Annotated in this window: 25 protein-coding genes and 1 riboswitch; of the genes, 19 read left to right on the forward strand and 6 right to left on the reverse strand. The window is 40.9% G+C overall.

The genetic code is table 11. The annotated features are described in order from the left end of the window. The first annotated feature begins 34 nt into the window (after nucleotides 1-34). Genes M2369_RS18075 through M2369_RS18100 form a run of 6 tightly spaced genes read left to right on the forward strand, consistent with a single transcriptional unit; the run spans nucleotide 35 to nucleotide 5,171 of the window. The gene (locus M2369_RS18075; protein WP_138278910.1) at nucleotides 35-763 is read left to right on the forward strand and encodes a carotenoid biosynthesis protein; all 729 of its coding nucleotides are present in this window, start codon (nucleotides 35-37) and stop codon (nucleotides 761-763) included. Beyond that, on the forward strand, nucleotides 732-1,478 hold the full coding sequence (locus tag M2369_RS18080) for a lysophospholipid acyltransferase family protein (protein WP_008342962.1): 747 nt from the start codon (nucleotides 732-734) through the stop codon (nucleotides 1,476-1,478). The genes M2369_RS18075 and M2369_RS18080 overlap by 32 nt, the downstream gene beginning before the upstream one ends. Continuing rightward, nucleotides 1,463-2,590, forward strand: a complete 1,128-nt coding sequence (locus M2369_RS18085) for a glycosyltransferase family 2 protein (RefSeq protein WP_259255537.1) — start codon at nucleotides 1,463-1,465, stop codon at nucleotides 2,588-2,590. Before M2369_RS18080 ends, M2369_RS18085 begins: the two co-directional genes overlap by 16 nt. Then, on the forward strand, nucleotides 2,587-4,068 hold the full coding sequence (locus M2369_RS18090; protein ID WP_182489240.1) for a phytoene desaturase family protein: 1,482 nt from the start codon (nucleotides 2,587-2,589) through the stop codon (nucleotides 4,066-4,068). The genes M2369_RS18085 and M2369_RS18090 overlap by 4 nt, the downstream gene beginning before the upstream one ends. Before the next feature lie 26 nt (nucleotides 4,069-4,094). Further along, on the forward strand, nucleotides 4,095-4,889 hold the full coding sequence (locus M2369_RS18095) for an alpha/beta hydrolase family protein (protein ID WP_017367901.1): 795 nt from the start codon (nucleotides 4,095-4,097) through the stop codon (nucleotides 4,887-4,889). Between the two features lie 39 nt (nucleotides 4,890-4,928). Beyond that, the gene (locus M2369_RS18100; protein ID WP_017358362.1) at nucleotides 4,929-5,171 is read left to right on the forward strand and encodes a DUF2584 domain-containing protein; all 243 of its coding nucleotides are present in this window, start codon (nucleotides 4,929-4,931) and stop codon (nucleotides 5,169-5,171) included. A 40-nt stretch (nucleotides 5,172-5,211) separates the two neighbouring features. On the opposite strand, the gene pckA is transcribed toward M2369_RS18100, so the two are convergent. Further along, nucleotides 5,212-6,798 (reverse strand): phosphoenolpyruvate carboxykinase (ATP), encoded by a 1,587-nt coding sequence (gene pckA, locus M2369_RS18105; RefSeq protein WP_007501908.1) that lies wholly within the window; start codon nucleotides 6,796-6,798, stop codon nucleotides 5,212-5,214. Nucleotides 6,799-7,024: 226 nt separating this feature from the next. Beyond that, nucleotides 7,025-7,159: riboswitch (SAM riboswitch) on the forward strand. Between the two features lie 195 nt (nucleotides 7,160-7,354). On the opposite strand from pckA, the gene metK reads away from it, so the two are divergent. Both metK and asnB read left to right on the forward strand, forming a co-directional pair. Next, on the forward strand, nucleotides 7,355-8,557 hold the full coding sequence (metK, locus tag M2369_RS18110) for a methionine adenosyltransferase (protein ID WP_259255541.1): 1,203 nt from the start codon (nucleotides 7,355-7,357) through the stop codon (nucleotides 8,555-8,557). A 148-nt stretch (nucleotides 8,558-8,705) separates the two neighbouring features. Then, nucleotides 8,706-10,604, forward strand: a complete 1,899-nt coding sequence (asnB, locus tag M2369_RS18115; protein WP_008342976.1) for an asparagine synthase (glutamine-hydrolyzing) — start codon at nucleotides 8,706-8,708, stop codon at nucleotides 10,602-10,604. 141 nt (nucleotides 10,605-10,745) lie between these two features. Here asnB and M2369_RS18120 read toward each other — a convergent pair whose 3' ends face one another. Beyond that, nucleotides 10,746-11,261: a gamma carbonic anhydrase gene (locus M2369_RS18120; RefSeq protein ID WP_008342977.1), complete on the reverse strand. Its 516-nt coding sequence runs from the start codon at nucleotides 11,259-11,261 to the stop codon at nucleotides 10,746-10,748. 45 nt (nucleotides 11,262-11,306) lie between these two features. On the opposite strand from M2369_RS18120, the gene M2369_RS18125 reads away from it, so the two are divergent. From M2369_RS18125 to M2369_RS18135, 3 genes are all read left to right on the forward strand, one after another. Beyond that, a complete protein-coding gene (locus M2369_RS18125; protein WP_007501904.1) occupies nucleotides 11,307-12,086 on the forward strand; it encodes an alpha/beta hydrolase in 780 nt (259 codons plus the stop codon). A 29-nt stretch (nucleotides 12,087-12,115) separates the two neighbouring features. Beyond that, complete coding sequence (locus tag M2369_RS18130) at nucleotides 12,116-13,195, forward strand: tetraprenyl-beta-curcumene synthase family protein (protein WP_017358359.1); 1,080 nt, start codon at nucleotides 12,116-12,118, stop codon at nucleotides 13,193-13,195. Between the two features lie 265 nt (nucleotides 13,196-13,460). Next, nucleotides 13,461-14,237, forward strand: a complete 777-nt coding sequence (locus M2369_RS18135) for a sporulation protein (protein ID WP_144680040.1) — start codon at nucleotides 13,461-13,463, stop codon at nucleotides 14,235-14,237. A gap of 19 nt (nucleotides 14,238-14,256) precedes the next feature. Here M2369_RS18135 and mnmM read toward each other — a convergent pair whose 3' ends face one another. Both mnmM and mnmL read right to left on the reverse strand, forming a co-directional pair. Further along, a complete protein-coding gene (gene mnmM / locus M2369_RS18140) occupies nucleotides 14,257-14,835 on the reverse strand; it encodes a tRNA 5-(aminomethyl)-2-thiouridylate-methyltransferase MnmM (RefSeq protein WP_017367896.1) in 579 nt (192 codons plus the stop codon). Further along, the gene (gene mnmL / locus M2369_RS18145; RefSeq protein ID WP_017358356.1) at nucleotides 14,832-15,797 is read right to left on the reverse strand and encodes a tRNA modification radical SAM protein MnmL/YtqA; all 966 of its coding nucleotides are present in this window, start codon (nucleotides 15,795-15,797) and stop codon (nucleotides 14,832-14,834) included. The genes mnmM and mnmL overlap by 4 nt, the downstream gene beginning before the upstream one ends. A gap of 152 nt (nucleotides 15,798-15,949) precedes the next feature. Here mnmL and M2369_RS18150 point away from each other — a divergent pair, with 152 nt between their 5' ends. The 8 genes from M2369_RS18150 to M2369_RS18185 all read left to right on the forward strand — a co-directional run bounded on the left by M2369_RS18150 (nucleotide 15,950) and on the right by M2369_RS18185 (nucleotide 21,431). Continuing rightward, entirely contained in the window at nucleotides 15,950-16,225 is a 276-nt protein-coding gene (locus tag M2369_RS18150) for a YtzC family protein (protein ID WP_017367895.1), read from the forward strand. A gap of 150 nt (nucleotides 16,226-16,375) precedes the next feature. After that, the gene (locus M2369_RS18155; RefSeq protein ID WP_259255560.1) at nucleotides 16,376-16,708 is read left to right on the forward strand and encodes a hypothetical protein; all 333 of its coding nucleotides are present in this window, start codon (nucleotides 16,376-16,378) and stop codon (nucleotides 16,706-16,708) included. A gap of 265 nt (nucleotides 16,709-16,973) precedes the next feature. Beyond that, complete coding sequence (locus M2369_RS18160; protein ID WP_008342991.1) at nucleotides 16,974-17,153, forward strand: hypothetical protein; 180 nt, start codon at nucleotides 16,974-16,976, stop codon at nucleotides 17,151-17,153. 17 nt (nucleotides 17,154-17,170) lie between these two features. Continuing rightward, nucleotides 17,171-17,563 (forward strand): GntR family transcriptional regulator, encoded by a 393-nt coding sequence (locus M2369_RS18165; RefSeq protein WP_024719312.1) that lies wholly within the window; start codon nucleotides 17,171-17,173, stop codon nucleotides 17,561-17,563. Then, complete coding sequence (locus M2369_RS18170; RefSeq protein WP_007501894.1) at nucleotides 17,556-18,434, forward strand: ATP-binding cassette domain-containing protein; 879 nt, start codon at nucleotides 17,556-17,558, stop codon at nucleotides 18,432-18,434. The genes M2369_RS18165 and M2369_RS18170 overlap by 8 nt, the downstream gene beginning before the upstream one ends. Continuing rightward, nucleotides 18,428-19,411: an ABC transporter ATP-binding protein gene (locus M2369_RS18175; protein ID WP_259255561.1), complete on the forward strand. Its 984-nt coding sequence runs from the start codon at nucleotides 18,428-18,430 to the stop codon at nucleotides 19,409-19,411. The genes M2369_RS18170 and M2369_RS18175 overlap by 7 nt, the downstream gene beginning before the upstream one ends. A gap of 21 nt (nucleotides 19,412-19,432) precedes the next feature. Beyond that, on the forward strand, nucleotides 19,433-20,131 hold the full coding sequence (locus tag M2369_RS18180; protein ID WP_007501890.1) for an ABC transporter ATP-binding protein: 699 nt from the start codon (nucleotides 19,433-19,435) through the stop codon (nucleotides 20,129-20,131). Then, nucleotides 20,121-21,431 (forward strand): ABC transporter permease, encoded by a 1,311-nt coding sequence (locus tag M2369_RS18185; protein ID WP_008342997.1) that lies wholly within the window; start codon nucleotides 20,121-20,123, stop codon nucleotides 21,429-21,431. The genes M2369_RS18180 and M2369_RS18185 overlap by 11 nt, the downstream gene beginning before the upstream one ends. Before the next feature lie 60 nt (nucleotides 21,432-21,491). Here the strand turns inward: M2369_RS18185 and M2369_RS18190 are convergent, their stop codons facing one another. After that, nucleotides 21,492-22,190: a sunset domain-containing protein gene (locus tag M2369_RS18190; RefSeq protein WP_008343000.1), complete on the reverse strand. Its 699-nt coding sequence runs from the start codon at nucleotides 22,188-22,190 to the stop codon at nucleotides 21,492-21,494. An 84-nt stretch (nucleotides 22,191-22,274) separates the two neighbouring features. After that, nucleotides 22,275-23,078 carry a YtvA family blue-light photoreceptor gene (gene ytvA / locus M2369_RS18195; protein WP_007501884.1) on the reverse strand — a complete coding sequence of 268 codons (804 nt, stop codon included), beginning with the start codon at nucleotides 23,076-23,078 and terminating at the stop codon, nucleotides 22,275-22,277. Nucleotides 23,079-23,232 lie beyond the last annotated feature (154 nt).

The following is a 23,232-nucleotide window of genomic DNA, read 5'->3' on the forward strand; positions in this document are numbered from 1 at the left end:
TTCTTGAATTTGGCAGAAATAAAGGAGCGGTTTCGTGTATAGATTGAGTTGGGTATTTGTTGGTTGGTATGTAGTAGGTCTTATTTTAATGGTCTTTTTTGAAGTGCCGGCATGGCTTCAGTTTGCGAATGGTATCTTTCTTGTGCTTTACGCCTGCTGCGTCATTGAGATTGGCCGAAATATTTACGGGGCATGGAGCTTTGTGATCGTAAGAGCAGCCATTGTGGGTGTGTTGACGTTTACAGTTGAATGGGTGGGGATCACAACTGATTTTCCATTTGGGGCCTATGATTATTATCCGACACTTGGATTTCTTGTGGCGGGAGTGCCTTTGACGATCGCTTTTGCATGGGTTGGTGTGTTTTTAAATAGTCTTTTTTTATCAAGACAACAATCGAAGTGGAAACGAGCCGTCGAAACGGGTATATGGATTGTACTGCTTGATCTCATATTAGATCCGGTAGCGGCTGAACGAAAGTTTTGGGTGTGGTATGACGGCGGAGGTTTCTTTGGTATCCCTTTTGAGAATTTTGTCAGCTGGGGTATCATTGGAGCAGGACTTTCATTTCTGTTCCCGCTTATATCAATTGATCAGCAGGCATTGCGCTGGAATGGGCGTATTTATCAGGCCATGGTGTTCTTCTTTGGTCTTTTAGCATTAAAGGGCGGGCTGGATGTCATTTTTTATTTAGCACTGATCATTGTCATCTTGTGTGAAGGAAGGGTTCGATTTGAAAGAAAGCGACAAAAACCGATCGTTTAGACGACTCTTTTATTTTTATCTTGAACGATATTTACTGAACAAACATTTTCGCTGTGTCATGATGAAAGGTACGGTTGACCCAAAGGAGAAGCATCCTGTTCTTTATCTTGCTAATCACAGTTCATGGTGGGATGGACTGATCATTTTTCTTTTAATAGAACAAATGTCTGAGCTGGATCATGCCATGATGATGGAAGAGAAGCAGTTGAAGCAATATGCTTTTTTTCAAAAACTTGGTGCATTTCCAGTTCATAAAGAGAAGCTGAAAAGTGTCAAGCAGGCATTAATGACCGCAAAGGAGAAGATGGAGGCTGGCGGGGCTGTGTGGCTCTTCCCGCAGGGGAAAATTATGCACCAAGACATAAGGCCGCTTGAACTGGAAGGCGGAGCTTCTTTTTTAGTCAGGCAATTTGAGCAGGTCGTCATCAAACCTGTGACGCTGCATTATACATTTAATCAATTTCAAAAACCGACGGTATCGGTTGAATTTGGAGAAGATGTCCTGGTAGCTGGCGGATCACTTCGGAGTAAGGAAGTAACAAGTTTACTCGGAGACCTGCTTGAAACACAGTTAAACGCACATCAAGCACAGGTTATTGCTGATCCAGATTTTTCAACAAACGAACAATTTAGGCAGGTGACAAGGACAAGCCGGTCAACTAGTGATGCGTTTGATTCCTTTAAAAAGTGGGTGAAAACATGGCGATCTTCTTAATTGTCATCAGTGTTTTGCTGCTCTGCCAATTGATGTTTACGATTTGGAATATGAAGCAATTTCCTGTACTCAAGCCGGCATCTCTTTCACCTGATGAACGCATTTCATTATCGATCCTCATTCCAGCGAGAAATGAAGAAAAACGGCTGGAAGCCTGCCTTCAGTCGATTGTTGATCAGCGTCTCCATCCAAAAGAGTTGATCGTGCTGGATGATCACTCGACAGATCAAACGAGAATGATTGCAGAGGGCTTCGCAGAGACATATCCATGGATTCGCGTGCAGTCAGGTCAAGTATTGAAGCGCGGCTGGCTTGGAAAATCATATGCTTGTTCCCAGCTTGCTGAGGCAGCATCTTCTGATTGGCTGTTATTTTTAGATGCAGATGTCCGCTTAAAACAAGGAGCTATTGAAGCGGTGTACAAGCAGTTATGCATACAAAAAACGGGCATGCTTTCAGGTTTCCCAGAGCAAAAAACGGGAACGCCTTTTGAGCATCTTGTCGTTCCTATGATGATGTTTACGATTGGCTGTCATCTGCCAGTGAAGTGGGTCAGAACATCTCAACATCCTGCTTTTGCCGCAGCACATGGCGGCTTTATTGCCTTTGAAAAGAATTGTTATCACGAAATAGGTGGTCATGAAGCGATCAAGGATTCTCTTGTGGATGATATGGCTTTGGCTAAACGAGTGAAAGCGAAGGGCTTTCCGTTCACACTGGCAAGTATTCATTCTTTTGTCTACATGAGAATGTATGAGAGTGGACAGGAAGTATGGGAAGGATATCGGAAAAATTTGTTCCCGGGAGTGAATCGAAACATTGCTTTGTTAAGCAGTGTCTTTTGTTTATACTCCGTCCTTTATGTAGTTCCTGTTATTTGCTTTATGATCGCACTAATTCATTTTGATGTGGTCAATCTCTGTTTAGCCCTTCTTTGCTACGGGCTGGGTGTATCCATTAAAGCGGTCATTGATATCGAAAATGGAAGAACGTCTACGATGGCCTTTTTATTGCCTGTCAGTATCATGAGCCTGATTGCCATTGGTTTTGCTTCTATGAAAATTGGGCTGAAAAAAGAAGGCTATGAATGGAAAGGAAGAAGGTACGAATGAAAAAAGTGATCATTATTGGCGGCGGACTTGGCGGGTTATCGGCTGCGATTCGCTTACAGTCACGCGGTTTCCAGGTCACCATTTTAGAAAAAGAAGCTTCTTTAGGCGGGAAATTACAACGCCATCAAGCGTCTGGCTACTCTTTTGATTTAGGACCGAGTACCATTACAATGAAGGCGTATTTTGAGGAAGTATTTACCTCCTGTCATAGGCGAATGGAGGATTATGTGACGTTTTATCCGATTTTTCCCCTTACTAAAAATGTTTTTTCAGATGGACATACGGTCGAGTTTACGCCAGATATTGAGCAAATGGAATCACAAATTGCAGTTTTTAGTCCAGAGGATGCACAGCAATACCGGGCATTTTTACAGGAATCGAAGAAGCTTTTTCAAATGGCAGAGGATCAGTTTTTAAATCGTTTATTATTGACCTGGAAGGATAAAGCGGATGTCAAGCTAATGAAAGCTCTTCTTGCTGTCAAACCTTTTACATCTGTTCAGCGCTTGCTGCGTCAATATTTTCGTCATCCTCATACATTGGCGATGTTTGGCCGGTATGCGACTTACATTGGCTCTTCTCCATACGAGGCACCTGCTATTTTTAATATGATGGCTTATTTAGAAGGAGAAAAAGGCATTTATGGTATTAAGGGCGGTACGTATCGTTTAGTTGAGGCATTTGAGACACTGGCAAAGGAATTGGGTGTCCAAATTCATCTCAATGAACCAGTCAAAAAGATTCATGTAAAGAATAAGCGAATCCAAGGAGTTGAAACAGATCAGCAGTTATATGAGGCAGATCAAGTCATTGCGGGGGCAGATGCACTGACTGTTTATCGTCAATTAATTGATGAAGAAGACCGCCCGAGCTTTGGAAATCAAAAACTGGCAAACATTGAGCCATCGTTATCAGGTTTTGTTCTTTTGTTGGGCGTCCCTAAAGTCTATGAACAACTGTCTCATCACAACGTGTTTTTTCCAGAGAATTATGAACAAGAATTCAAGGATATTTTTCAGAAAAAACAGCTTCCTCATGATCCGACGCTTTACATCTGTTATTCAGGTCATTCAGAGCCAGCTTTAAGCGGAGGCCCAGGAAGAAGTAACTTGTTTGTATTGGCCAATGCGCCATATGTGACAAAAGAGCAAAATTGGGACATGCTAAAGGAGACATATGGCCAGCATATGAAAACAAAACTAAAGGAAAAGGGTCTCTTTGATCTTGACCAGCTTGTAGAATTTGAAGCGGTACAAACCCCGCTTGATTTACAGCAAAAAACGGGAGCGTATCATGGGGCCATTTATGGCATGTCGTCAAACTCGTTCAAGCAGGCATTTTTTCGCATCAATAATCAATCAAAGGATATTGAAGGACTTTGGTTTGTTGGCGGCACAAGTCATCCAGGCGGCGGCACTCCGATGGTGACAAAATCAGGACAGCTCGTCGCAGAGGCCATTATCAAGCATTTGACGTAACACCGAATGAAAAGGAGAGAATTCAAGTGATTGTGGAAAAGAGAAGGTTCCCGTCGCCACATCCGCATATTCACTTATATACAGTGACATATGAGGCCGATGGACTTCGGATGAAGGGGCTGCTCGCTGAACCGGCCGGAGAAGGTCTCTATGACGGTTTTTTATATTTACGGGGCGGCATTAAAAATGTGGGAATGGTTAGACCTGGCCGAATTGTGCAATTTGCTGCGCAAGGGTTTGTCGTCTTTGCGCCCTTCTACCGAGGGAATCAAGGAGGCGAAGGGAACGAGGATTTTGCCGGAGAAGACCGGAAAGATGCATTTGCTGCATTTCAGCTGTTGAAACATCATCAAAAGGTGAAGCAGGAGCGCATTCATATCTTTGGTTTTTCCCGCGGCGGAATTATGGGCATATGGACCGCTGTTGAAATGAAGCATGAGGCCGCTTCCTTTGTGACATGGGGAGGCGTAAGTGATATGAAGCTCACCTATGAAGAACGTGTGGATATGAGAAGAATGATGAAGCGTGTGATAGGAGGTCCTCCGCATAAGGTACCAGAAGCATATGAGGCTAGAACGCCTTTGAATCATGTGCACCAAATTGAAGCACCTGTCCTAATCATTCATGGGGAGCTGGATGAGAATGTATCCATTGAGCATGCGTATTTATTAGAAGATGCACTGCGTCAGCATGGCAAGTCTGTGGAAACATGGTATTTTCACGGATATCATCATTATTTCCCGCCACAGCATAACCGGGAGATTGTCAGACGGCTGACGACATGGATGCACAGCCGAAAAGGCGGAAATGTGGTAAAATAAACGGTAGAAAGAAATATAGAAAGTAGGGGGATTTTCATTATGGGAATGCCTGTTGAATTTAATACAATGATTGTCACAAAAGGAAAAGAGACAAGAATTGAAGAAAATGTGTTTGAGCTCATGAAGGAAGGGTACCGCATTTATCCATTAAATATTCCGCTTGAGGTGCGTAAAACGAAAGACGGAGAAAAAACGGGAACAGCACATGTTGAAAAGCTGGAGCTCACAGACAATATCACGAAGGTGACGTACCGTCTTGTGTCATTACATTCAACGAACTAAAAAAGCTGAGGGATTCATTCCCTCAGCTTTTTCCTTTTGATTAGACGAGTGGTCCGCCTTTTGCTTCAATATCACTTGCTGCATGGCTGAATTTTTTGAAGTTCTTTTTAAATTCATTTGCAAGGAAGTTTGCTTTTTCTTTGTAAGCCTCTTGATCGTCCCATGTTTTAGCAGGCTGAAGCACTTCATCTGGCACTCCTGGAATATGAAGCGGGATGTGTAATCCGAAGATGTCGTCAGTGATCATTTCAGCGTTGTCAAGATCGCCTTCGATCGCTGCCTGCACCATTGCTCTTGTATGAGCAAGATTCATTCGTTTGCCCGTACCGTAGCCGCCGCCAGTCCAGCCTGTATTCACAAGGAATACTTTTGCGCCGTGCTCATCGATTTTTTTACCAAGCATTTCAGCATAGACATGAGCAGGAAGTGGCAAGAATGGTGAACCAAAGCAAGTAGAGAACGTTGTTTCTGGTGACGTCACGCCACGCTCAGTTCCCGCTAATTTACTTGTGTAACCGCTCAAGAAGTGGTACATGGCTTGTTCTTTCGTTAAACGGCTGATTGGAGGTAAAACACCGAATGCATCAGCTGTTAAAAAGACGATGGCAGATGGGTGACCTGCAATACTTGGTTTCACGATGTTATCAATCATTTCGATTGGGTAAGCCGCACGTGTATTTTCAGTAAAGAATGTGTCATCATAATCTGCTTCACGTGTTTCTTCATCAAGTACTACATTTTCAAGCACTGATCCGAAGCTGATGGCTTTGTAAATTTGTGGTTCTTTTTCTTCACTTAAGTTCACGCATTTTGCATAGCATCCGCCTTCAATATTGAAGACACCTGTGTTAGACCAACCGTGCTCATCGTCTCCAATCAGCTTACGGCTTGCACTTGCAGAAAGCGTCGTTTTTCCAGTACCTGAAAGGCCGAAAAATAAAGCAACATCGCCTTCTTGACCGACGTTAGCAGAGCAGTGCATTGATAAAATATCTTGTTCAGGAAGCAGGTAGTTCATAACAGAGAAAATGGATTTTTTCATCTCTCCTGCATATTCTGTTCCACCGATCAGAATCGTCCGTTTTTCAAAAGAAACGATAATAAACGTTTCAGAGTTTGTGCCATCTGTTTCAGGATCTGCTTTAAAGTGAGGTGCAGATAAGATGGTGAAAGGTTTTTCGTTTGATGATGGTGTTGATCCATCAGGTCTGATGAATAGCTGCTTTGCAAAGAGATTGTGCCAAGCGAATTCATTTACAACTGTAATTGGCATACGGTATTTTTCGTCAGCACCGGCAAAACCATCAAAGACAAATAGTTCATCACGTTCTTTTAAGTATGACACAACCTTTGTATATAAACGATCAAATGCCTCTTTCGAGATCGGCTGATTCACTTGACCCCAATCAATTTTATGTTCAGAGTTTTCTTCTTTTACGATGAATTTATCTTTAGGCGAACGTCCAGTGTAGGCACCCGTTGTGGCGCGCACAGCACCAGTTGAAGTTAAAACGCCTTCATTACGTGCCAAAATCTTTTCAACAAGTTTCGGAACAGATAAATTTTGGTGCGTATTTTCTAATGAGAGCAATGACTGCAAATCTTCTTTTAAATCCACTGAGTTCATAAAAAAACCCTTCCTTTACCGTTGAATTTGTTTGTTTTGATTAGTATAACACATTGATAATAATAGTCTATACTATTTAAACATTTTTGTGTGTGTTTTTTCATTTCTGCTATGAAAATATGCTTTTTGGTGATGCTAATGATGAGGTGAAAAAAAGGGGAGATAATTCCTATGAACCATTGACATGACGCAAGGGTTTAAGATAAGATATCTTATTGAACGGATACTCTTATCCCGAGTTGGTGGAGGGACAGGCCCGATGAAGCCCAGCAACCGGTTTCTTATGAAAAAGGCATGAACATGCTGAGAAACCAAGGTGCTAACCTGATGCAAGGTACAAGAACACCTTGAGCGATAAGAGTGAAAGGCATGCGATCTCAGACCCTTTCCTCGCAATGAAGGAAATGGTTTTTTTATTTTTGGGATATCATATGAACAAATTGCCAATAACATCTCTAATATAAACATGTTGAAATATAAGAGGGAACGAGTTCCGTATCATATTGGAGGCCTCATCTTGGGATGATGTGGTCTTGTACAGGAGGAAATAGCCATTATGAGTCAAAATCGTCGTTTATTTACTTCAGAATCAGTGACCGAAGGACATCCAGATAAAATCTGTGATCAAATTTCAGACAGCATTTTGGATGAAATTTTAAAGAAAGATCCAAATGCACGTGTTGCCTGTGAAACTTCTGTAACAACCGGTCTCGTATTAGTAAGCGGTGAGATTACAACGTCTACTTATGTCGACATTCCAAAGACGGTGCGTGACACGATTAAGGAAATTGGCTACACACGTGCGAAATATGGTTTTGATGCGGAAACATGTGCGGTTCTTACATCAATTGATGAACAGTCTGCTGATATTGCGCAAGGTGTAGACAAAGCGCTTGAAGCACGTGAAGGAACAATGACTGAAGAAGAAATTGATGCGATCGGTGCAGGTGACCAAGGTTTGATGTTTGGTTTTGCAAACAACGAAACTGAAGAGCTTATGCCACTGCCGATTTCTCTTGCACATAAATTATCTCGCCGTTTAACAGAAGTACGCAAGAATGAAACACTTTCATACCTTCGTCCAGACGGAAAAACTCAAGTAACAGTTGAATATGATGAACAAAACAAACCAGTTCGTATTGATACGGTGGTTATTTCTACACAGCATGCACCAGAAGTGACGCTTGAACAAATTCAAAGCGACTTAAAAGAGCATGTCATCCGCCCTGTCGTTCCAAGTGAACTGATCGATGAAGAAACAAAATACTTCATCAACCCAACAGGCCGCTTTGTTATCGGTGGACCTCAAGGGGATGCTGGTTTAACTGGACGTAAAATCATCGTTGATACTTATGGCGGGTATGCTCGTCACGGTGGCGGTGCTTTCTCTGGTAAGGATGCAACGAAGGTTGACCGTTCGGCAGCATATGCGGCTCGCTATGTAGCGAAAAACATCGTAGCAGCTGGTCTTGCAGATTCATGTGAAGTACAGCTTGCTTATGCAATTGGTGTTGCACAACCTGTCTCCATTTCAATTGATACATTTGGAACAGGAAAAGCCTCTGAAGAGAAATTAATTGAAGTGGTACGTGCAAACTTTGATCTTCGTCCAGCTGGCATTATTAAAATGCTTGACTTACGTCGTCCGATCTATAAACAAACCGCTGCATACGGTCACTTTGGCCGTCATGACTTGGATCTTCCATGGGAAAAAACGGATAAAGCCGACACGCTTCGCAAGGAAGCATTAGGAGAATAACAACATACAAAACCGCTTATTTTAAGCGGTTTTCCTTTTGATTAAAAAAAATTCTACAAAAAGCGTAAAAATGTGAAACAAAATTGGACAAAATACTGTCTAATTATAGGTCTACTTTTAAGAAATAACATAACGTGGAGGCAATAATATGTGTGGGTTTGTTGGTGTATTTAATCACCGTCCATTGTCCGAAACTACTGAGCAGGAAGAGTTAATTAAGCAAATGAATCGTCTCATCGTTCATCGAGGTCCGGATGATGAGGGGTACTTTCATGATGAGCATGTAGGATTTGGATTTAGACGTTTAAGTATTATAGATGTTGAACACGGAAAGCAGCCGCTTTCTTATGAAGATGAAAAATATTGGATTATTTTCAACGGAGAAATTTATAACTATGTGGAGCTGAAAGAAGAGCTTGTGAAAAAAGGCTATACGTTCAGCACAGATTCTGATACGGAAGTCCTTCTTGCCACATATCGCCACTATAAAGAAGAAGCGGCATCGAAGCTTCGCGGGATGTTTGCATTTTTAATTTGGGATAAAGAAGCGCAGTTATTATATGGCGCAAGAGATCCTTTCGGCATTAAACCGCTCTATTTTACACAAATGGATGACCAAGTGTACTTTGCTTCTGAACGCAAAAGCTTAATGGCTGTGAATGAGAACATTTTATTTGATGAGACTGCTTTGCAGCAGTATATGTCTTTTCAGTTCGTTCCTGAGCCAAATACACTTGATCAAAAAGTGCACAAAGTTGAGCCAGGTCATCAGTTTACACTGCGTCCAGGCCAAGACATTGCATTTAAGACTTACTGGAAAGTTCAATTCAAACCTGAACAAACACAAGAGCAGAAATTAGTAGAAGAAGTACGTGATGCTATCTATGATTCTGTAAAAGTCCATATGAGAAGTGATGTGCCTGTTGGTTCATTCCTATCAGGCGGGATCGATTCTTCTTTCATCGTGTCGGTCGCAAAGGAATTTCACCCTGAACTGAAGACATTCTCTGTTGGTTTCCAGCAGGATGGATTCAGTGAGGTAGATGTAGCAAAAGAAACAGCTGATAAGCTGGGATTGCAAAACTTTAGTGCTGTGATTTCTCCTGAGGAATATATGAATGAGCTTCCGAAGATCGTCTGGCATTTAGATGATCCTTTGGCTGATCCAGCGGCGATTCCATTGTATTTCGTAGCAAAAGAAGCGAAAAAACAAGTCACAGTTGTTCTTTCAGGTGAGGGAGCAGACGAGCTGTTCGGTGGATATAATATTTACCGTGAGCCGCTGTCTCTAAAGCCTTTTGAATCTGTACCATCCATGCTGAAAAAGCTTCTTCTTCGTCTGGCTCGTTTAATGCCAGAAGGAATGAAAGGGAAAAGCTTTATCGTTCGCGGCTGTACACCATTAGAGGAACGTTATATCGGCAATGCGAAAATCTTTGAAGAGCCAGTGAAGAAAAACCTCTTAAAGCAGTATGATCCGAACATCACGTATCGTGACGTGACGAAAACATACTTCGAGGAAAGTGCAGGCTACAGCGATATTAACAAAATGCAATATGTTGATATCCATACGTGGATGCGCGGGGATATCCTGCTGAAAGCAGATAAGATGACAATGGCGAATTCTCTTGAGCTTCGTGTTCCATTCCTTGATAAGGTCGTATTTGAAGCAGCTTCTAAAATTCCAGAAGAGTTGAAAACGAAAGACGGCACAACGAAATATTTATTGCGTAAAGCAGCAGAAGGCATTGTGCCGGACCATGTGTTAAACCGTAAAAAACTAGGTTTCCCTGTTCCAATTCGTCATTGGCTGAAAAATGAGATGAACGCTTGGGCGAAAGATATCATTAAAAACAGTCAGACAGATGAATACATTAACAAGGCATATGTTCTTGATTTATTAAATGATCATTGTGCTGGAAAAGCAGATCATAGCCGTAAGATTTGGACTGTCCTGATCTTTATGATCTGGCATAGCATCTATGTAGAGCGCAGCATTGATCCAGAGCAGTTGAATCACCAGCCGAAAGAAGTTATTTTTAGCTAATGAAAAAGGTTTTCAGCTTTGTGCTGAAAACCTTTTTTGTCATGATAGAAAGTAGTGGAAAAGGGTAAAATAACAAGCGGTACACAGTTATTGCTTAATATCCTGAAAAAAACATGATAAAGTGAAGATACATGTATGATGTTAACGCGATAAAAGGGAACGATAGTATTGTCCTTTTTCTACATATTCTCTGCGGATACGATCCATGTCTTGGATATCTTCATCTGTTAACTGGCGAACGACTTTGGCTGGACGGCCAAAAGCGAGTGAACCTTTTGGGATGACTTTTCCTTGCGGGACAAGGCTACCTGCACCAATAAAGGCTCCTTCGCCAATTTCCGCACCATCGAGAATGATGGAACCCATGCCAATGAGGGCATTTTTTCGAATGATAGAGCTATGTAATGTGACTTGGTGTCCAATGGTAGCACCATCTTCAATAAGAAGTGTTTTTCCAGGACTTTGATGCAGACAGGATAAGTCTTGAATGTTGACGTTTTTTCCAATTCTGACAGGAGCTACATCGCCTCTAATGACCGTTTGGAACCAAACGCTTGAATATTCTCCTATTGTGACATCACCTGTAATGGTGGCGTTTTCTGCAACAAAGACCGATTCATGAATCTCAGGTGTAAACTGATGATATGGATAAATCACTTTTTCGACTTCCTTTCTTAATACAACATTTGTGAGGTGTTTACTTTGTGGACTTGGCATGCTGAAAGACCGGTTGGTACAATTGTCATTGTACATGGTGCTAGTGAATATCATGGCCGATATAAATGGCTGATCGAAATGTGGCGAAATGCAGGCTATCACGTCGTCATGGGTGACCTGCCTGGGCAAGGGACATCGACACGTGCGAGAGGCCACATTCGTTCTTTTCAAGAATACATTGATACAGTGGATGAATGGATTGAACATGCGAAGTCGTTCAGACTTCCGACATTTTTACTTGGACATAGTATGGGGGGACTGATTTCGATTGAATGGTTCAAGCAGTATACCCATACGAAGATTGATGGCCTTATTTTATCATCACCTTGTTTAGGTCTGCAATTTAAACCGAAGAAGCTGATGGATTTTGCGTCAAAAGGGCTAAATGTGCTGGCGCCGTCTTTTAAAGTCGAATCCGGGCTGTCGATCGAACTTGCCACACGGAATCAAGATGTGATAGAGGCAGATTCGAATGATTCGCTTTATGTGACGAAGGTGTCGGTTCGCTGGTATCGAGAACTGGTGAAAAATATCGATGCGGCGATGCAGCCTACGAATGTTTTTCGGTCGATTCCACTCCTGCTCATGCAGGCAGGCGATGACAAGATTGTAGATAAAACAAGAGTGATGAAATGGTTCAATGGCATTGAATCAACCAATAAATCATACCGTGAATGGGAAGGGCTTTATCATGAAATTTTTAATGAGCCCGAGCGAGAAGAAGTGTTTAAGGCGGCAAGAGCCTTTACTGATCAATATATTTGATTGTGAGCTTAAGTTGGGGGTGGATTGATTTGTCAGTACCAGAACGTCCTTTTGCACTGATGACGAAGGTGTATAAAGATATTTTTCCGCTAGTTCATCAGGAGCTAAAAAAGTGGCGGGCTCATGCAGAAATGATTGAAAATGAAGAACTGAGAACGCAGGCACTAGCGAGCATATCCAGTAAAACCTTCCACTGTGAAGGCGGGGGAATTTTATCTCTTCTTGCAGGTGAAGCGAAGGAAACGTGTATTGAATTCATTGTGGCGTACCAAACGATTAGCGATTATTTAGATAACTTATGTGACCGCAGTACATCACTTGATCCAAAGGATTTTCATATGCTGCATCAAGCGATGAGAGATGCACTCGATATTCATGCGGAGCTTAAGCCGTATTATCAATTCCGTGATGATCAAGAGGATCATGGGTACTTGCATGCGCTAGTCAGGACGTGCCAAGATGTGCTGTCACGTCTAGCGCATTATCCGATCATTCAGCCCTATTTACATACGCTGTGTGATTATTATAGTGATTTACAAGTACATAAGCATGTGGTTCCTCATGAGCGTGAACCTCGATTAGAGTCATGGTTCCGCCAGTATGAAAAGGATTTACCGAAGATGGAGTGGTATGAGTTTTCCGCATGTGCAGGATCAACGCTGGGTATTTTCTGTCTTGTGGCTTATGCACTGCAGCCTGATTTTACAGAGAAGCAGGCGAAGCAAATTTACGAAAGCTATTTCCCTTATATTCAAGGTCTGCACATCTTACTGGACTATTTAATCGACCAAGAAGAGGACAGGCTGGAAGGCGATTTAAATTTTTGCTCGTACTACAACTCTCATCATGAGATGATGGATAGACTACAGCATTTTATTGAAAAAGCGGATGAACAGCTGAAAGGCATTCCACACGAGAATTTTCACAAACTAATCAATAGAGGGTTACTTGCGGTCTATTTGTCTGATGAAAAAGTGACAGCTCAAAAAGAGATGAACAAGCTGGCAAAGCGGTTGATCAAATCAAGCGGGAAAACATCGTTCTTTTTCTATATCAATGGCAGAGCCTATCGAACCTATCAGAAAATGCCTTGGATGAAATCTTCATAAAGGATAAAGTAAGCTCATCAGCTTGTAGAAAACAAAATGGTTTTCTACAAGCTTTTTTGTTTTGAACGGTTTTGCTTGGGCGATGTACCCTTTTTAAGGCGAACCATGATCAGACGTATCCTCTTTTTTCATTACAATCCTCTTATTTGCTGCCGATAATATTCTTAGTGTACGAAAAATAGGAGAAAAGTATGGATTGAATGAATCGTATCTACTCCTTATGACGTATATTTGTTGAAAAACTTAAAAAAGGGGAAGGTCGAATATGTCGTTTTTTAAAAAGTTTGCAGCAAGTGTAGGAATCGGTGCAGCAAAAGTGGATACAATTTTGGAGAAAGATGCGTATGAACCGGGAGAAGAAGTAAAGGGAACAGTCCATGTGAAGGGCGGAAAAGTGCCTCAAGATATTCGCTATATTGATTTAAAGTTGAATACATGGTACACCATCGTAAAAGATGATGAAGAGCAGCGAAAATACACAACGATCCATTCTGTCCGAGTGACTGAATCATTCACGATTCAGCCAGGGGAAGCTCATCAGTTTACTTTCTCTTTTTACCTTCCTCTTGATACACCAATGACTGTAGGTAAAGTAGAGGTGGCTGTTGTGACAGACCTTGATATTCAAGGTGGTATTGATAAATCTGATCATGACCGCATTTTTGTAAGCGCGCACCCGTGGGTGAATCGTGTGCTTGAAGCTGTTGGAAACTTAGGCTTTCACCTTCATGAAGCAGACTGCGAAGAAGCACCTTATTTCAGGCGCCGCCTTCCCTTTGTTCAAGAGTTTGAGTTCATACCGACTTCCGATTATTATCGTCAAATGCTTGATGAGTTAGAGGTGATTTTCTTCATTGATGAAGAGGGGCTAGATCTCATTTTTGAAGTTGACCGCAGAGCAAGAGGGCTGCGTGGCTGGCTGGAAGAAATGTATAATGACGGAGAACAGCTTGTACGTGTCCGCTTTACTCGATCAGAGCTTGCAGATGCAGAAGAGCTGGAAGTAGTGCTTGAAGAAATCATTGACCAATACGCTTATTAAATAATAAAACTCAAATCCATTAAGAGGATTTGAGTTTTTTTTCGATGGCTACCACAAAGGGCGGATCGTTTTGAATATTCATGTATTGATAAGATATTACCTGTACTTCTTCGTGATGGAGTGTTTTGCAATAATCAAGAAGGATGTCCTTCTCTTTTTTTCCTTCGGGATGACCGTGGTAAATCACAAGAACGATCAGACCTCCAGGCTTAAGCCAATCCATGAGCTGTTTGATCGCTTCAATGGTCGTATGTGCCTGAGTCGTGACGGTTTTATCGCCTCCTGGTAAGTACCCAAGATTGAACACTGCACCAGATATGTGGCCATAAGCATCCGCTGGCAGATGTTCAGCAAGTTGTTCATGTCCGTCATGGATCAGGTGAACGTTTGGATAGTGCTCACCAAGTCTTTTGCTTGTTTGCTCAATGGCTTCCTTCTGTACATCGAATGCGAAAACTTGTCCATCTCTCCCGACAAGGTCAGCTAAATAGCGTGTATCATGGCCATTTCCCATCGTTGCATCAATGACAATATCGCCTTTTTGACAAGCACGTTCTAACAGCTCTTTACTAAAAGGGAGCATCCGTTTTAAAATCATTTTGCCGCTTCTTCCAATCTGACGAAGCGTTTACCTTGGTAGCTGTTACGTCTTTCAAGCTCAGCATTAATGGCATTGAGCACTTCCCATTTATTCACACTCCACATTGGACCTACCATTAATTCAATGGGACCATCGCCTGTAATACGATGAATAATCATTTCTGGGGGCAGGATCTCCAGCTGATCACAGACAAGCTGGACATATTCCTCTTGGCTGAGAAACTCTAGTTTGCCTTTCTCATATTGCTTTACCATCGGTGTTCCTTTTAAGAGGTGAAGTAGATGAATTTTAATTCCTTGCACATCTAAATCAGCGACAGCTTTTGCTGTTTCCATCATCATATCTCGGTTTTCAAGAGGAAGACCGTTGATGATATGTGAACAGACTCGAATGCCATGTTTTCGCAGTTTTTCTACACCTTCTACGTAGCATTCATAATCATGGGCACGGTTGATGAGCATCGCTGTCCGCTCATGTACAGTTTGTAGACCAAGTTCAACCCATAAATACGTCCGTTCGTTTAACTCAGCTAAATATTCCACGACGTCATCTGGCAGACAATCAGGTCTTGTGGCAATCGATAAACCAACCACTCCATCCAGATTCATGACGGTTTCGTATTTTTCTTTTAAAACAGGAAGCGGCGCATGTGTGTTTGTGTAAGCTTGGAAATACGCCATGTATTTTCCATCTTTCCATTTTGTATGCATCCGGTCCTTGATTTCATTAAATTGAGTGATGAGATCATCCGCCCGGTTCCCTGCAAAATCACCAGATCCTGCTGCGCTGCAAAATGTGCAGCCTCCATGTGCGACAGTACCATCACGGTTTGGACAATCAAAGCCGCCGTCTAATGCGACTTTAAATACTTTATGACCAAAGTGCTCACGCAAATGATAATTCCATGTGTGATACCGTTTTTCGCTGTTTGAATATAAAAAAGGGTTATGCTGATCCAAGTCAGTAACCTCCTTGCATAATAATAGGCATCCTTAAAGTTTAACAAAAATCACGAAAGAGGACAATTGAATCTGTCCAACATTTTCTTTAGTGAAAAAGCTTTACGTGGGCAAAATAGGCGAGAGCAATGATGAAATGGAGGGATGGCTAGATGGCAACTAGAAAATCAATCGATGAATTTGTCCAAAAAAGCACTGAGACTCTTGAGTTTGCAAGCGAACAGTTTGATTTGAGCTCTCGCCAAGAACATTATAACGTAGAAGAATTTTCAAAAGCGCAGCTCATGCTTGAGGATGCGGTGAATGAATTAGAAAAGTTAAAAGATGTCGCCAATGATCAGCAAAGAGAACGGTTAGACAGAACGCGTGTACAAATTCAAAGTCTGCAAAACCAAATGATTTTAGGTATTTCATACGAGAACGAATGATGAACAGATCCTTCTTTTAAGGGTCTGTTTTTATTTTTTGGCTGTTTTCGCAAAGATTGTTGTTTTTGGATATATATTTGTAATAGGTTTTTGTTCTGTTAAAGTATGTTATATATAGAAATTGCAAATATCTTCAAGGGGGTAGAAGAAATGTTGGAGACTCTTCCTGATTGGTTTTGGGCATTATATTACTTGTTTTTCTTAGCAACATTAGGAACCGCAATATTCAGTGTTGTGAAAAATAAACATAGGGGATTGTCCATTCTAACCATTGTATTTACTGTTACAATTCCGATGATTAGCCTGATAAATAGCATTGGTAGAGTAGAAGGCATGAATGAATTTGAACACTTATTTAGTCAATTGCGACAGGGTGCAGTTTGGTCTATCTTTACAGTTATAGGCTATATATTTTTATTAGTATGGTGGGTGCTAATCCTGTTCAAAAGCAAGTCCAAAAACAAAGTAATAGTATCTAATTAAAACATTGTAGAGACCTCAATATTCGGGGTCTTTTATTATGCACTTTTTCAGGCAATTATGAAAGTTATTAACGTGTTGAACACCCTAAACCAGAAGCAAACCTGGCTTCCGAAAGCTTTTAAGTAGCTTCGTCATTTTATCTGGTTCGTCTGCCTATTTTTTTCTAGAGTCTCTTGACTTTTCAATTAAGTGTCTATATTGTATTAAGTGTACTACATCAACTAATACACTACAGACACTTAAACGTGAAGAAAGGTGTTTAACCATGAAAAAAGAAAAAAAACCAATCAATTTAAAGTGGATGGTGCTGGCTGTTGCGTTAGCATGTACATTTTTTTTCGTTCTCGTTTTCATTGGTTTTGAAGTTCAAAAAGATTTTATTCCAAATTCGGTCCCTTTAATGCAAGGACATGATCAAGCGATAGGACTGCAAAAGCATGAATGAGAAAAGAGGGAGCCATCATGATTCAAATAGATCCAAGAAGCGCTGCACCAATATATGAACAAATCATTGAGCAGTTAAAAATTTTGTGCTTAAAAGGCGTGATGAAACCAGGTGACAAACTGCCCTCTGTGAGAGAGCTTGCCACCATTATTATTGCGAATCCAAACACCGTCAGCAAAGCGTATAAAGAGCTTGAACGGGAAGGAATTATTGAAACATTAAGAGGCCGTGGAACGTATGTGACAGAAGGTGCACAGTTAAAGCTGAATGAAGGGAAGGTGTTAGAGATGAAGGAGCAATTAAGGCAACTCATTATTGAAGCTCATTATGCCGGTATTGATATTCATCAACTCAAAGAGTGGCTGGAGGAGATCAGCTCAAGTCTAAAAGGAGGAAAACAAGTTGATTGAGGTCAGAAATGTATCAAAGAAATTAAATGGACGCGAAGTACTCAGCAACGTTTCCTTCAAGATAGGCGAAGGAGAGATCTTTGGTCTGCTTGGCCGGAATGGCTCTGGTAAAACAACACTTCTTCGCTTGATTCAGCAAATCCTTCTTCCAGATGAAGGAGAGATTTATTTTAAAGATGTACTCGTAAAAGACCACCCGTTAGTGAAGCAAAATATTGTGTATATGCCAGTCGTAAATCCCTACTTTGACCGGTACAATTATGGACAGCTTGTGAAGCTGTTAAAACAACTGTATCCAAAGTTTGACGTGACATATGCCAATGAGCTTGTGAACCGGTATGAGATTCCGGAAAAAGTGAAATACCGTGAATTGTCGACAGGTTTAAAGAAACAGCTATCCCTCATTTTAAGTTTTGCCATCAAACCAGCAGTCATTTTGTTAGATGAGCCGACAGACGGGATTGATGCAGTCACAAGAAATGACGTTCTTCAGCTGATGATTGACGAGGTGGCAGAACGACAAACAACGATTTTAATTACATCTCACCGTTTAGAGGATATTGAGCGTATGTGTAACCGAATCGGGTTTTTGGAAGGAAATCAGCTCACAAGTGTTATGGATTTAGATGAATTAAAGAATGACTACGTTAAAATCCAGATGGCATTTGAAGAGGATATGAACTTAAGTATTAGAAAAAAAGGCGTTGCCATTTTAGATCAAGCGGGTGTGTTCTATACAGCACTTGTACTCAAAACAGATGAAGAAGCAAAAGAGTATTTGAAATCGCTTGAACCAAAAGTGTGGCATGAACTGCCTGTAAATTTAGAAGAAGTGTTCATTGCGAAGTTTGGAGGGAAACGCAGATGGTAAAGCGGCAATTGTTATATAAGGAATGGAAGCAGTCTGAGCTGACATTCATTTTAGTGATGCTTGTTGCGGTATTTGCGACGCCATTATCCTTTTTAATGGAATACTCATCCTTTCAAGATTGTTTAGAAAACCGAGAATGTCTAATGGATACAACAACATTCACTTATATTTTTAAGACGGACGCATTTCTCTCACTTTCATGGGTCATGGGAATATTTTTTGCTGTGATTCAGCTAGGATTTGAAAGAAATAAAGGGCAGATGGACTTTACCGTATCCTTGCCGTTTAGTAGAAGTTCCATCTTTCACACAAAGTTTTTCTTAGGTGCTGGAATTATTGCAAGTGTTCATGCTGTTTCATACCTTCTCATTTATTTATTAAAATTAGGTCTTGGGCCAATAGAGACACCTGGATTCAACAGTCATTATTTCTCTGCGTTGTTGTCAGCCTTGATGATCTATAGTTTGTTTTTTGCAGCAGGTGCTTTAACAGGGAGTGCTATTTCTCAAGCAATCGTTGGATTTAGTACAGCTATTTTACCTTACTTAGTGATTGGTTTACCAATCCTTCATTTAGATTTTATCTTTAAAACAAGCGGGATGTGGCTGGATAAAATCTTTAATTTTTTGATCACGCCCATTTCCCCCATTACTTATATTACAGCTAACAGTTTTTATCAGGAATATCCGCTTTGGTTCAATGGTGAAGAATACATCGTTCCAATTGTCATGATGTTGCTATTTTACCTTATAGGCTTGTTTAGCTTTATTAAACATCCAATTGAACGAAATGGCCGATTCTTCCTTTATTCAATAATGGATCGCCCAATTCAAATTATGGTGATCGTGTTTGGCGTCTTAGGGTTTGGCTGGGTTGGTTTCTCTTCAGATTCATTAATTGGATATTTTGTTGGGATGTTCATCGGTGGAGCTGTAGGCGCACTGACGAGTTATTTCTTAATCTATCGAAAAAGATAAACAGAGAGCAGGGGAGTAGAGATGATTCAAATTCAATCGTTAGATCATGTGTTTAAAATTGGAAAAAAGGGCAGGGAGAACGAGATTCCTGTGCTCAAAGACATTGACTTGTCTATTAAAAGAGGCGAAATTGCATGTATCGTCGGACGAAGCGGTTCGGGGAAATCAACTTTACTGAATTTAATATCGGGATATATTACGCCAACAAGCGGACAAATTATGGTTGATGGCACCAATGTGACCGGCTTTAATGAGAAAGAATGGGCAGACTTTCGGTTAGATCATTTTGGCTTTATCTTTCAAAGCTTTCAATTGATCGGGAGTTTAACAACATATGAGAACGTTGAACTTCCGCTCACTTTAAAAGGTGTGAAGCCGTCTGAGCGAAAAGTGAAAGTAAAGGAAATGCTGAAACGAGTTGGTCTTGAACATCACGCAGGGCATTATCCTAATGAACTGTCAGGTGGACAGCAGCAGCGTGTGAGTATTGCAAGAGCCTTGATCCTTAATCCGTCTATTATTTTAGCGGATGAGCCAACAGGCAGTCTGGATTCAGAAACTGAAGGAGAAATTCTAGCCTTTATCCAGCAGCTTAATCGTGAAAAAGGAATTACATTTGTCATCATTACACATGACGATGAAGTCGCTTCAATCGCAGACACAACGTTCCAGCTTCATGATGGTGTATTAAAGAAAGGGGATCAGTCCATTGAAATTTAGAGATCAGGTCAAATTCATCAGAAGAAATATGAAGAAAAATAGATTGCGTGTGTTTATGACCATACTTGCAACGACAATGGCATGCTCTTTCTTAATCGTTCTAGCGTCAGTTGGTTTTGGTCTGCAAAAATCGGCTCAAGATGAAATCATGAAACAACAAATTATCACAGAAATTAAAGTGTTAGGCAAAGAAAAAGGTGACGTCAAGGTTGACGATTTAAAGAAATATGATCATGCGAAATCTGTCGTTGCAAGAACGTCAATCATTCCATCGGTTCACGTCGAGCTCGATAATCGCTCAAGTGATACGCAGGCTGTACTGACAGATATGAAAGAAGAAAAAGAGGCAGGCCTTGAACTAGACCGTGGAAAAGTCCCAACATCGGCGAATGAAATTGTAGTTGGGTATCAAATGGCAGAACAACTTTGGACGGAAAAAGAACGAAAAGACTATGAAAAAGAAATGAATCAGACATCAAATGGTGAAGAGACACCGGAAGAGCCAAAAGGCTATACGAAGGAAATTTTAAACAAAGTCATTCAAATCAAGGTGCCGAAACTGAATGAAGAAAATGAAGTGGTGAAAGAAAAGACGTTCGATTTCCGTGTCGTCGGTGTATTGAAGAAACCGAATTTGGAGTGGCAGCAGGATCATAAAATTCTTATTCCGAATGCTTATGAAAAAGAATTTAGTCAAGTGCTCGATCTGTCTCCTGATGCAGGAAATGTCGAAAAAATGACGTCTGTCTATGCTGATAAGTTCGACAATGTCGGTGCGCTCACAGATAAGCTGACAGATGACGGCTATCAAGTCATCTCTGTGACGAATCAGCTTGAAGGAATGGATATGTTCTTTACAGTCTTTAAAATTGGACTCATCTTTGTTGGATGTATTGCGGTCATTATTTCGGCGATCGGCATTTTCAATACGATGACAATGGCCGTAACAGAGCGGACACAAGAGATTGGGATCATGAAAGCCATCGGTGCGAATCCTTCCATTATTAAGCGAATGTTCCTCATGGAAAGTGCTTATATTGGGGTGATTGGATCGATCATCGGGATTATCATCTCGTACATCGTTAGTTTTGCAGTGAATTTAATCATTCCAGCAATTTTGTCTTCCATGTCTGAAGGGGGATCAAGTGATCAATTCTCGATCACCTTCTCCTATATTCCGCTAAGCCTTGTGGTCACAGCAACAGTGATTAGTGCAGGAGTCGCCATTATTTCTGGACTCAATCCAGCACGTAAGGCGACAAAAACGAATGTATTAACAGCATTAAGAAGAGAAATTTAAAGAAGAACCTCCTGTACCTATATTGGGCTGACAGGAGGTTTTTTTATCGTCAAAAGATGTCTATTGCTTTGGTGCCCGATACCCTGCACGCTCAGCTTCTTCTACGGAGCAGAACATTTTGGTCACGTTTTTTGTCCGTGAGTAGTATCTGCTGCTCGGTGTGTGATATATGCCGTTGACACTTCCTTTAATATTACAGGCGGCAGATTCTTTTTTTGTTTCTTTTTGTGACTCATGACCGCCAGTATTCGACCCATCATCTTTAGGAGCAGATCGCTGGGCCGATGACGTGGTGTCTTTGTTTACTTTCTGGTGTTCTTTTTTGAGTGTTTCGTTTGTAGAGGTGAGCTTGTCTATTTTCTCTTCAAGCTCATGGATGGTTTTTTCTTGCTGTTTGACTGTCTTCTTTTCGGAGGTGATGGTTTCTAATTTCTTGGATAGCTTTTCTTTTTCTTTGGTCACGTCTTCTAAAGAGGCCGTCAGCGTTTCTTTGTCTTCCTTTAGACGAGAAATGTCAGATGCTAATTGTTTTTGCTCTTTCAGCAGCTGTTCAGAAGATGGATCTGCTTGTGCTTTCGGAGCACCTGTGCCGGCAAACGGTAATGACATAATAGAAAAAACAAGACCAATGGTCAAAAAAGGATAGAAGAGTTTTTTTGAAAAGATTTGTTGATTTTGGTGTTTAAGTAATAAATAATTGACGGCATATCCTATGGCGAAACAAATACATAAAAGACCTATGATGAGTAACATCATCATCTGGCAGCCCCCCTATATCACTATTTACACCTATCATACCTCATTTTTCCATTTTGGGGAGCGGTTCAATTAAAAAAACCCTGTTTATACAGGGTTTTCAGCTAATGGCAATCCTTTGATTGCTTCTTTTACCGTTAAATAAGTGATCGTATTCTGGAAGTCTGTATCTAAGTCTTTCATTTTCATCGCAAGCTGTGGTTTGATCCCAGTGATGATAAGTTCAGTTCCAGTTAAGTTCAGCAGGTGATGCAGTTTGAAAATTCGCGCTGCAACGGAATCATCGACATCAATTAAACCAGAAAGATCGACAATTAAATAATCATCCTTTGAATCTTCTAATATACAAGTTAACTTCGCGACGATAGCATCAAAGCGCTCTTCTGATAATTTTCCGATGAGTGGAAGAGCGGAAACACCATTTTTGATTGGGACAATTGGCGTCGACAGAGAGGTGACTTCCTGTAAGGAATCTTCTAGGAGTTGTTCATATTCTTTCTGCTTTGTAATATCCTTTTGAAAGCCAATAAAAAATGTTTTGTCATCTTGTTCAATGTATAGAGGATCTATATTGAGTTCATTCCAAAAAAAAGTACCGTCTTTTTTATAATTTTTGAGCTGTGTGGTAATAGGTGTTTTGTTTTGAATTCCGTGACGTATTAAGGCAAGTTGCTCTTGATTTGTGTCTTTTCCTTGGAGGAATCGACAATTACGTCCAAGAATCTCATCTGGTTTATATCCAGTCATTTGTGTAAAGCCATGATTCACATAAACGATAGGGTTATCCTCTAAAGAAGGGTCTGTAATGACAACACCAATCCGCGCATGATCCAGCGCTTTTTTTATGAGTTCAAGCTGTTTTTGCAAGCCGAAGATGTTCGAGCTGACCATATTACCCTCCTTTGCTGCTGCTATCAGACATTTAAGATGGTTTTTTTTAAAACCAAATGAATTCTTTTTAAACGTAACATAACATATGTTCTGTTTCAATGATTGCAATCGCTTTGTTAAATTTGTCATCATAGTTTGTCCTCCATTAGAATAG

The organism is Bacillus sp. JUb11 (genome assembly GCF_024807925.1).
Lineage (GTDB): Bacteria > Bacillota > Bacilli > Bacillales > Bacillaceae > Bacillus > Bacillus altitudinis.

Coding starts and splice junctions, on each gene's coding strand:
- mnmM (WP_017367896.1), bottom strand. CDS start 14,835: ATGATTTTAAAACGGATGCTCCCTTTTAGTAAAGAGCTGTTAGAACGT.
- M2369_RS18160 (WP_008342991.1), top strand. CDS start 16,974: ATGAAAAAAGAAAAAAAACCAATCAATTTAAAGTGGATGGTGCTGGCT.
- metK (WP_259255541.1), top strand. CDS start 7,355: ATGAGTCAAAATCGTCGTTTATTTACTTCAGAATCAGTGACCGAAGGA.
- M2369_RS18150 (WP_017367895.1), top strand. CDS start 15,950: ATGGCAACTAGAAAATCAATCGATGAATTTGTCCAAAAAAGCACTGAG.
- pckA (WP_007501908.1), bottom strand. CDS start 6,798: ATGAACTCAGTGGATTTAAAAGAAGATTTGCAGTCATTGCTCTCATTA.
- ytvA (WP_007501884.1), bottom strand. CDS start 23,078: ATGGTCAGCTCGAACATCTTCGGCTTGCAAAAACAGCTTGAACTCATA.
- M2369_RS18100 (WP_017358362.1), top strand. CDS start 4,929: ATGGGAATGCCTGTTGAATTTAATACAATGATTGTCACAAAAGGAAAA.
- M2369_RS18090 (WP_182489240.1), top strand. CDS start 2,587: ATGAAAAAAGTGATCATTATTGGCGGCGGACTTGGCGGGTTATCGGCT.
- M2369_RS18165 (WP_024719312.1), top strand. CDS start 17,171: ATGATTCAAATAGATCCAAGAAGCGCTGCACCAATATATGAACAAATC.
- M2369_RS18180 (WP_007501890.1), top strand. CDS start 19,433: ATGATTCAAATTCAATCGTTAGATCATGTGTTTAAAATTGGAAAAAAG.
- M2369_RS18085 (WP_259255537.1), top strand. CDS start 1,463: ATGGCGATCTTCTTAATTGTCATCAGTGTTTTGCTGCTCTGCCAATTG.
- M2369_RS18190 (WP_008343000.1), bottom strand. CDS start 22,190: ATGATGATGTTACTCATCATAGGTCTTTTATGTATTTGTTTCGCCATA.
- M2369_RS18175 (WP_259255561.1), top strand. CDS start 18,428: ATGGTAAAGCGGCAATTGTTATATAAGGAATGGAAGCAGTCTGAGCTG.
- asnB (WP_008342976.1), top strand. CDS start 8,706: ATGTGTGGGTTTGTTGGTGTATTTAATCACCGTCCATTGTCCGAAACT.
- M2369_RS18135 (WP_144680040.1), top strand. CDS start 13,461: ATGTCGTTTTTTAAAAAGTTTGCAGCAAGTGTAGGAATCGGTGCAGCA.
- M2369_RS18155 (WP_259255560.1), top strand. CDS start 16,376: ATGTTGGAGACTCTTCCTGATTGGTTTTGGGCATTATATTACTTGTTT.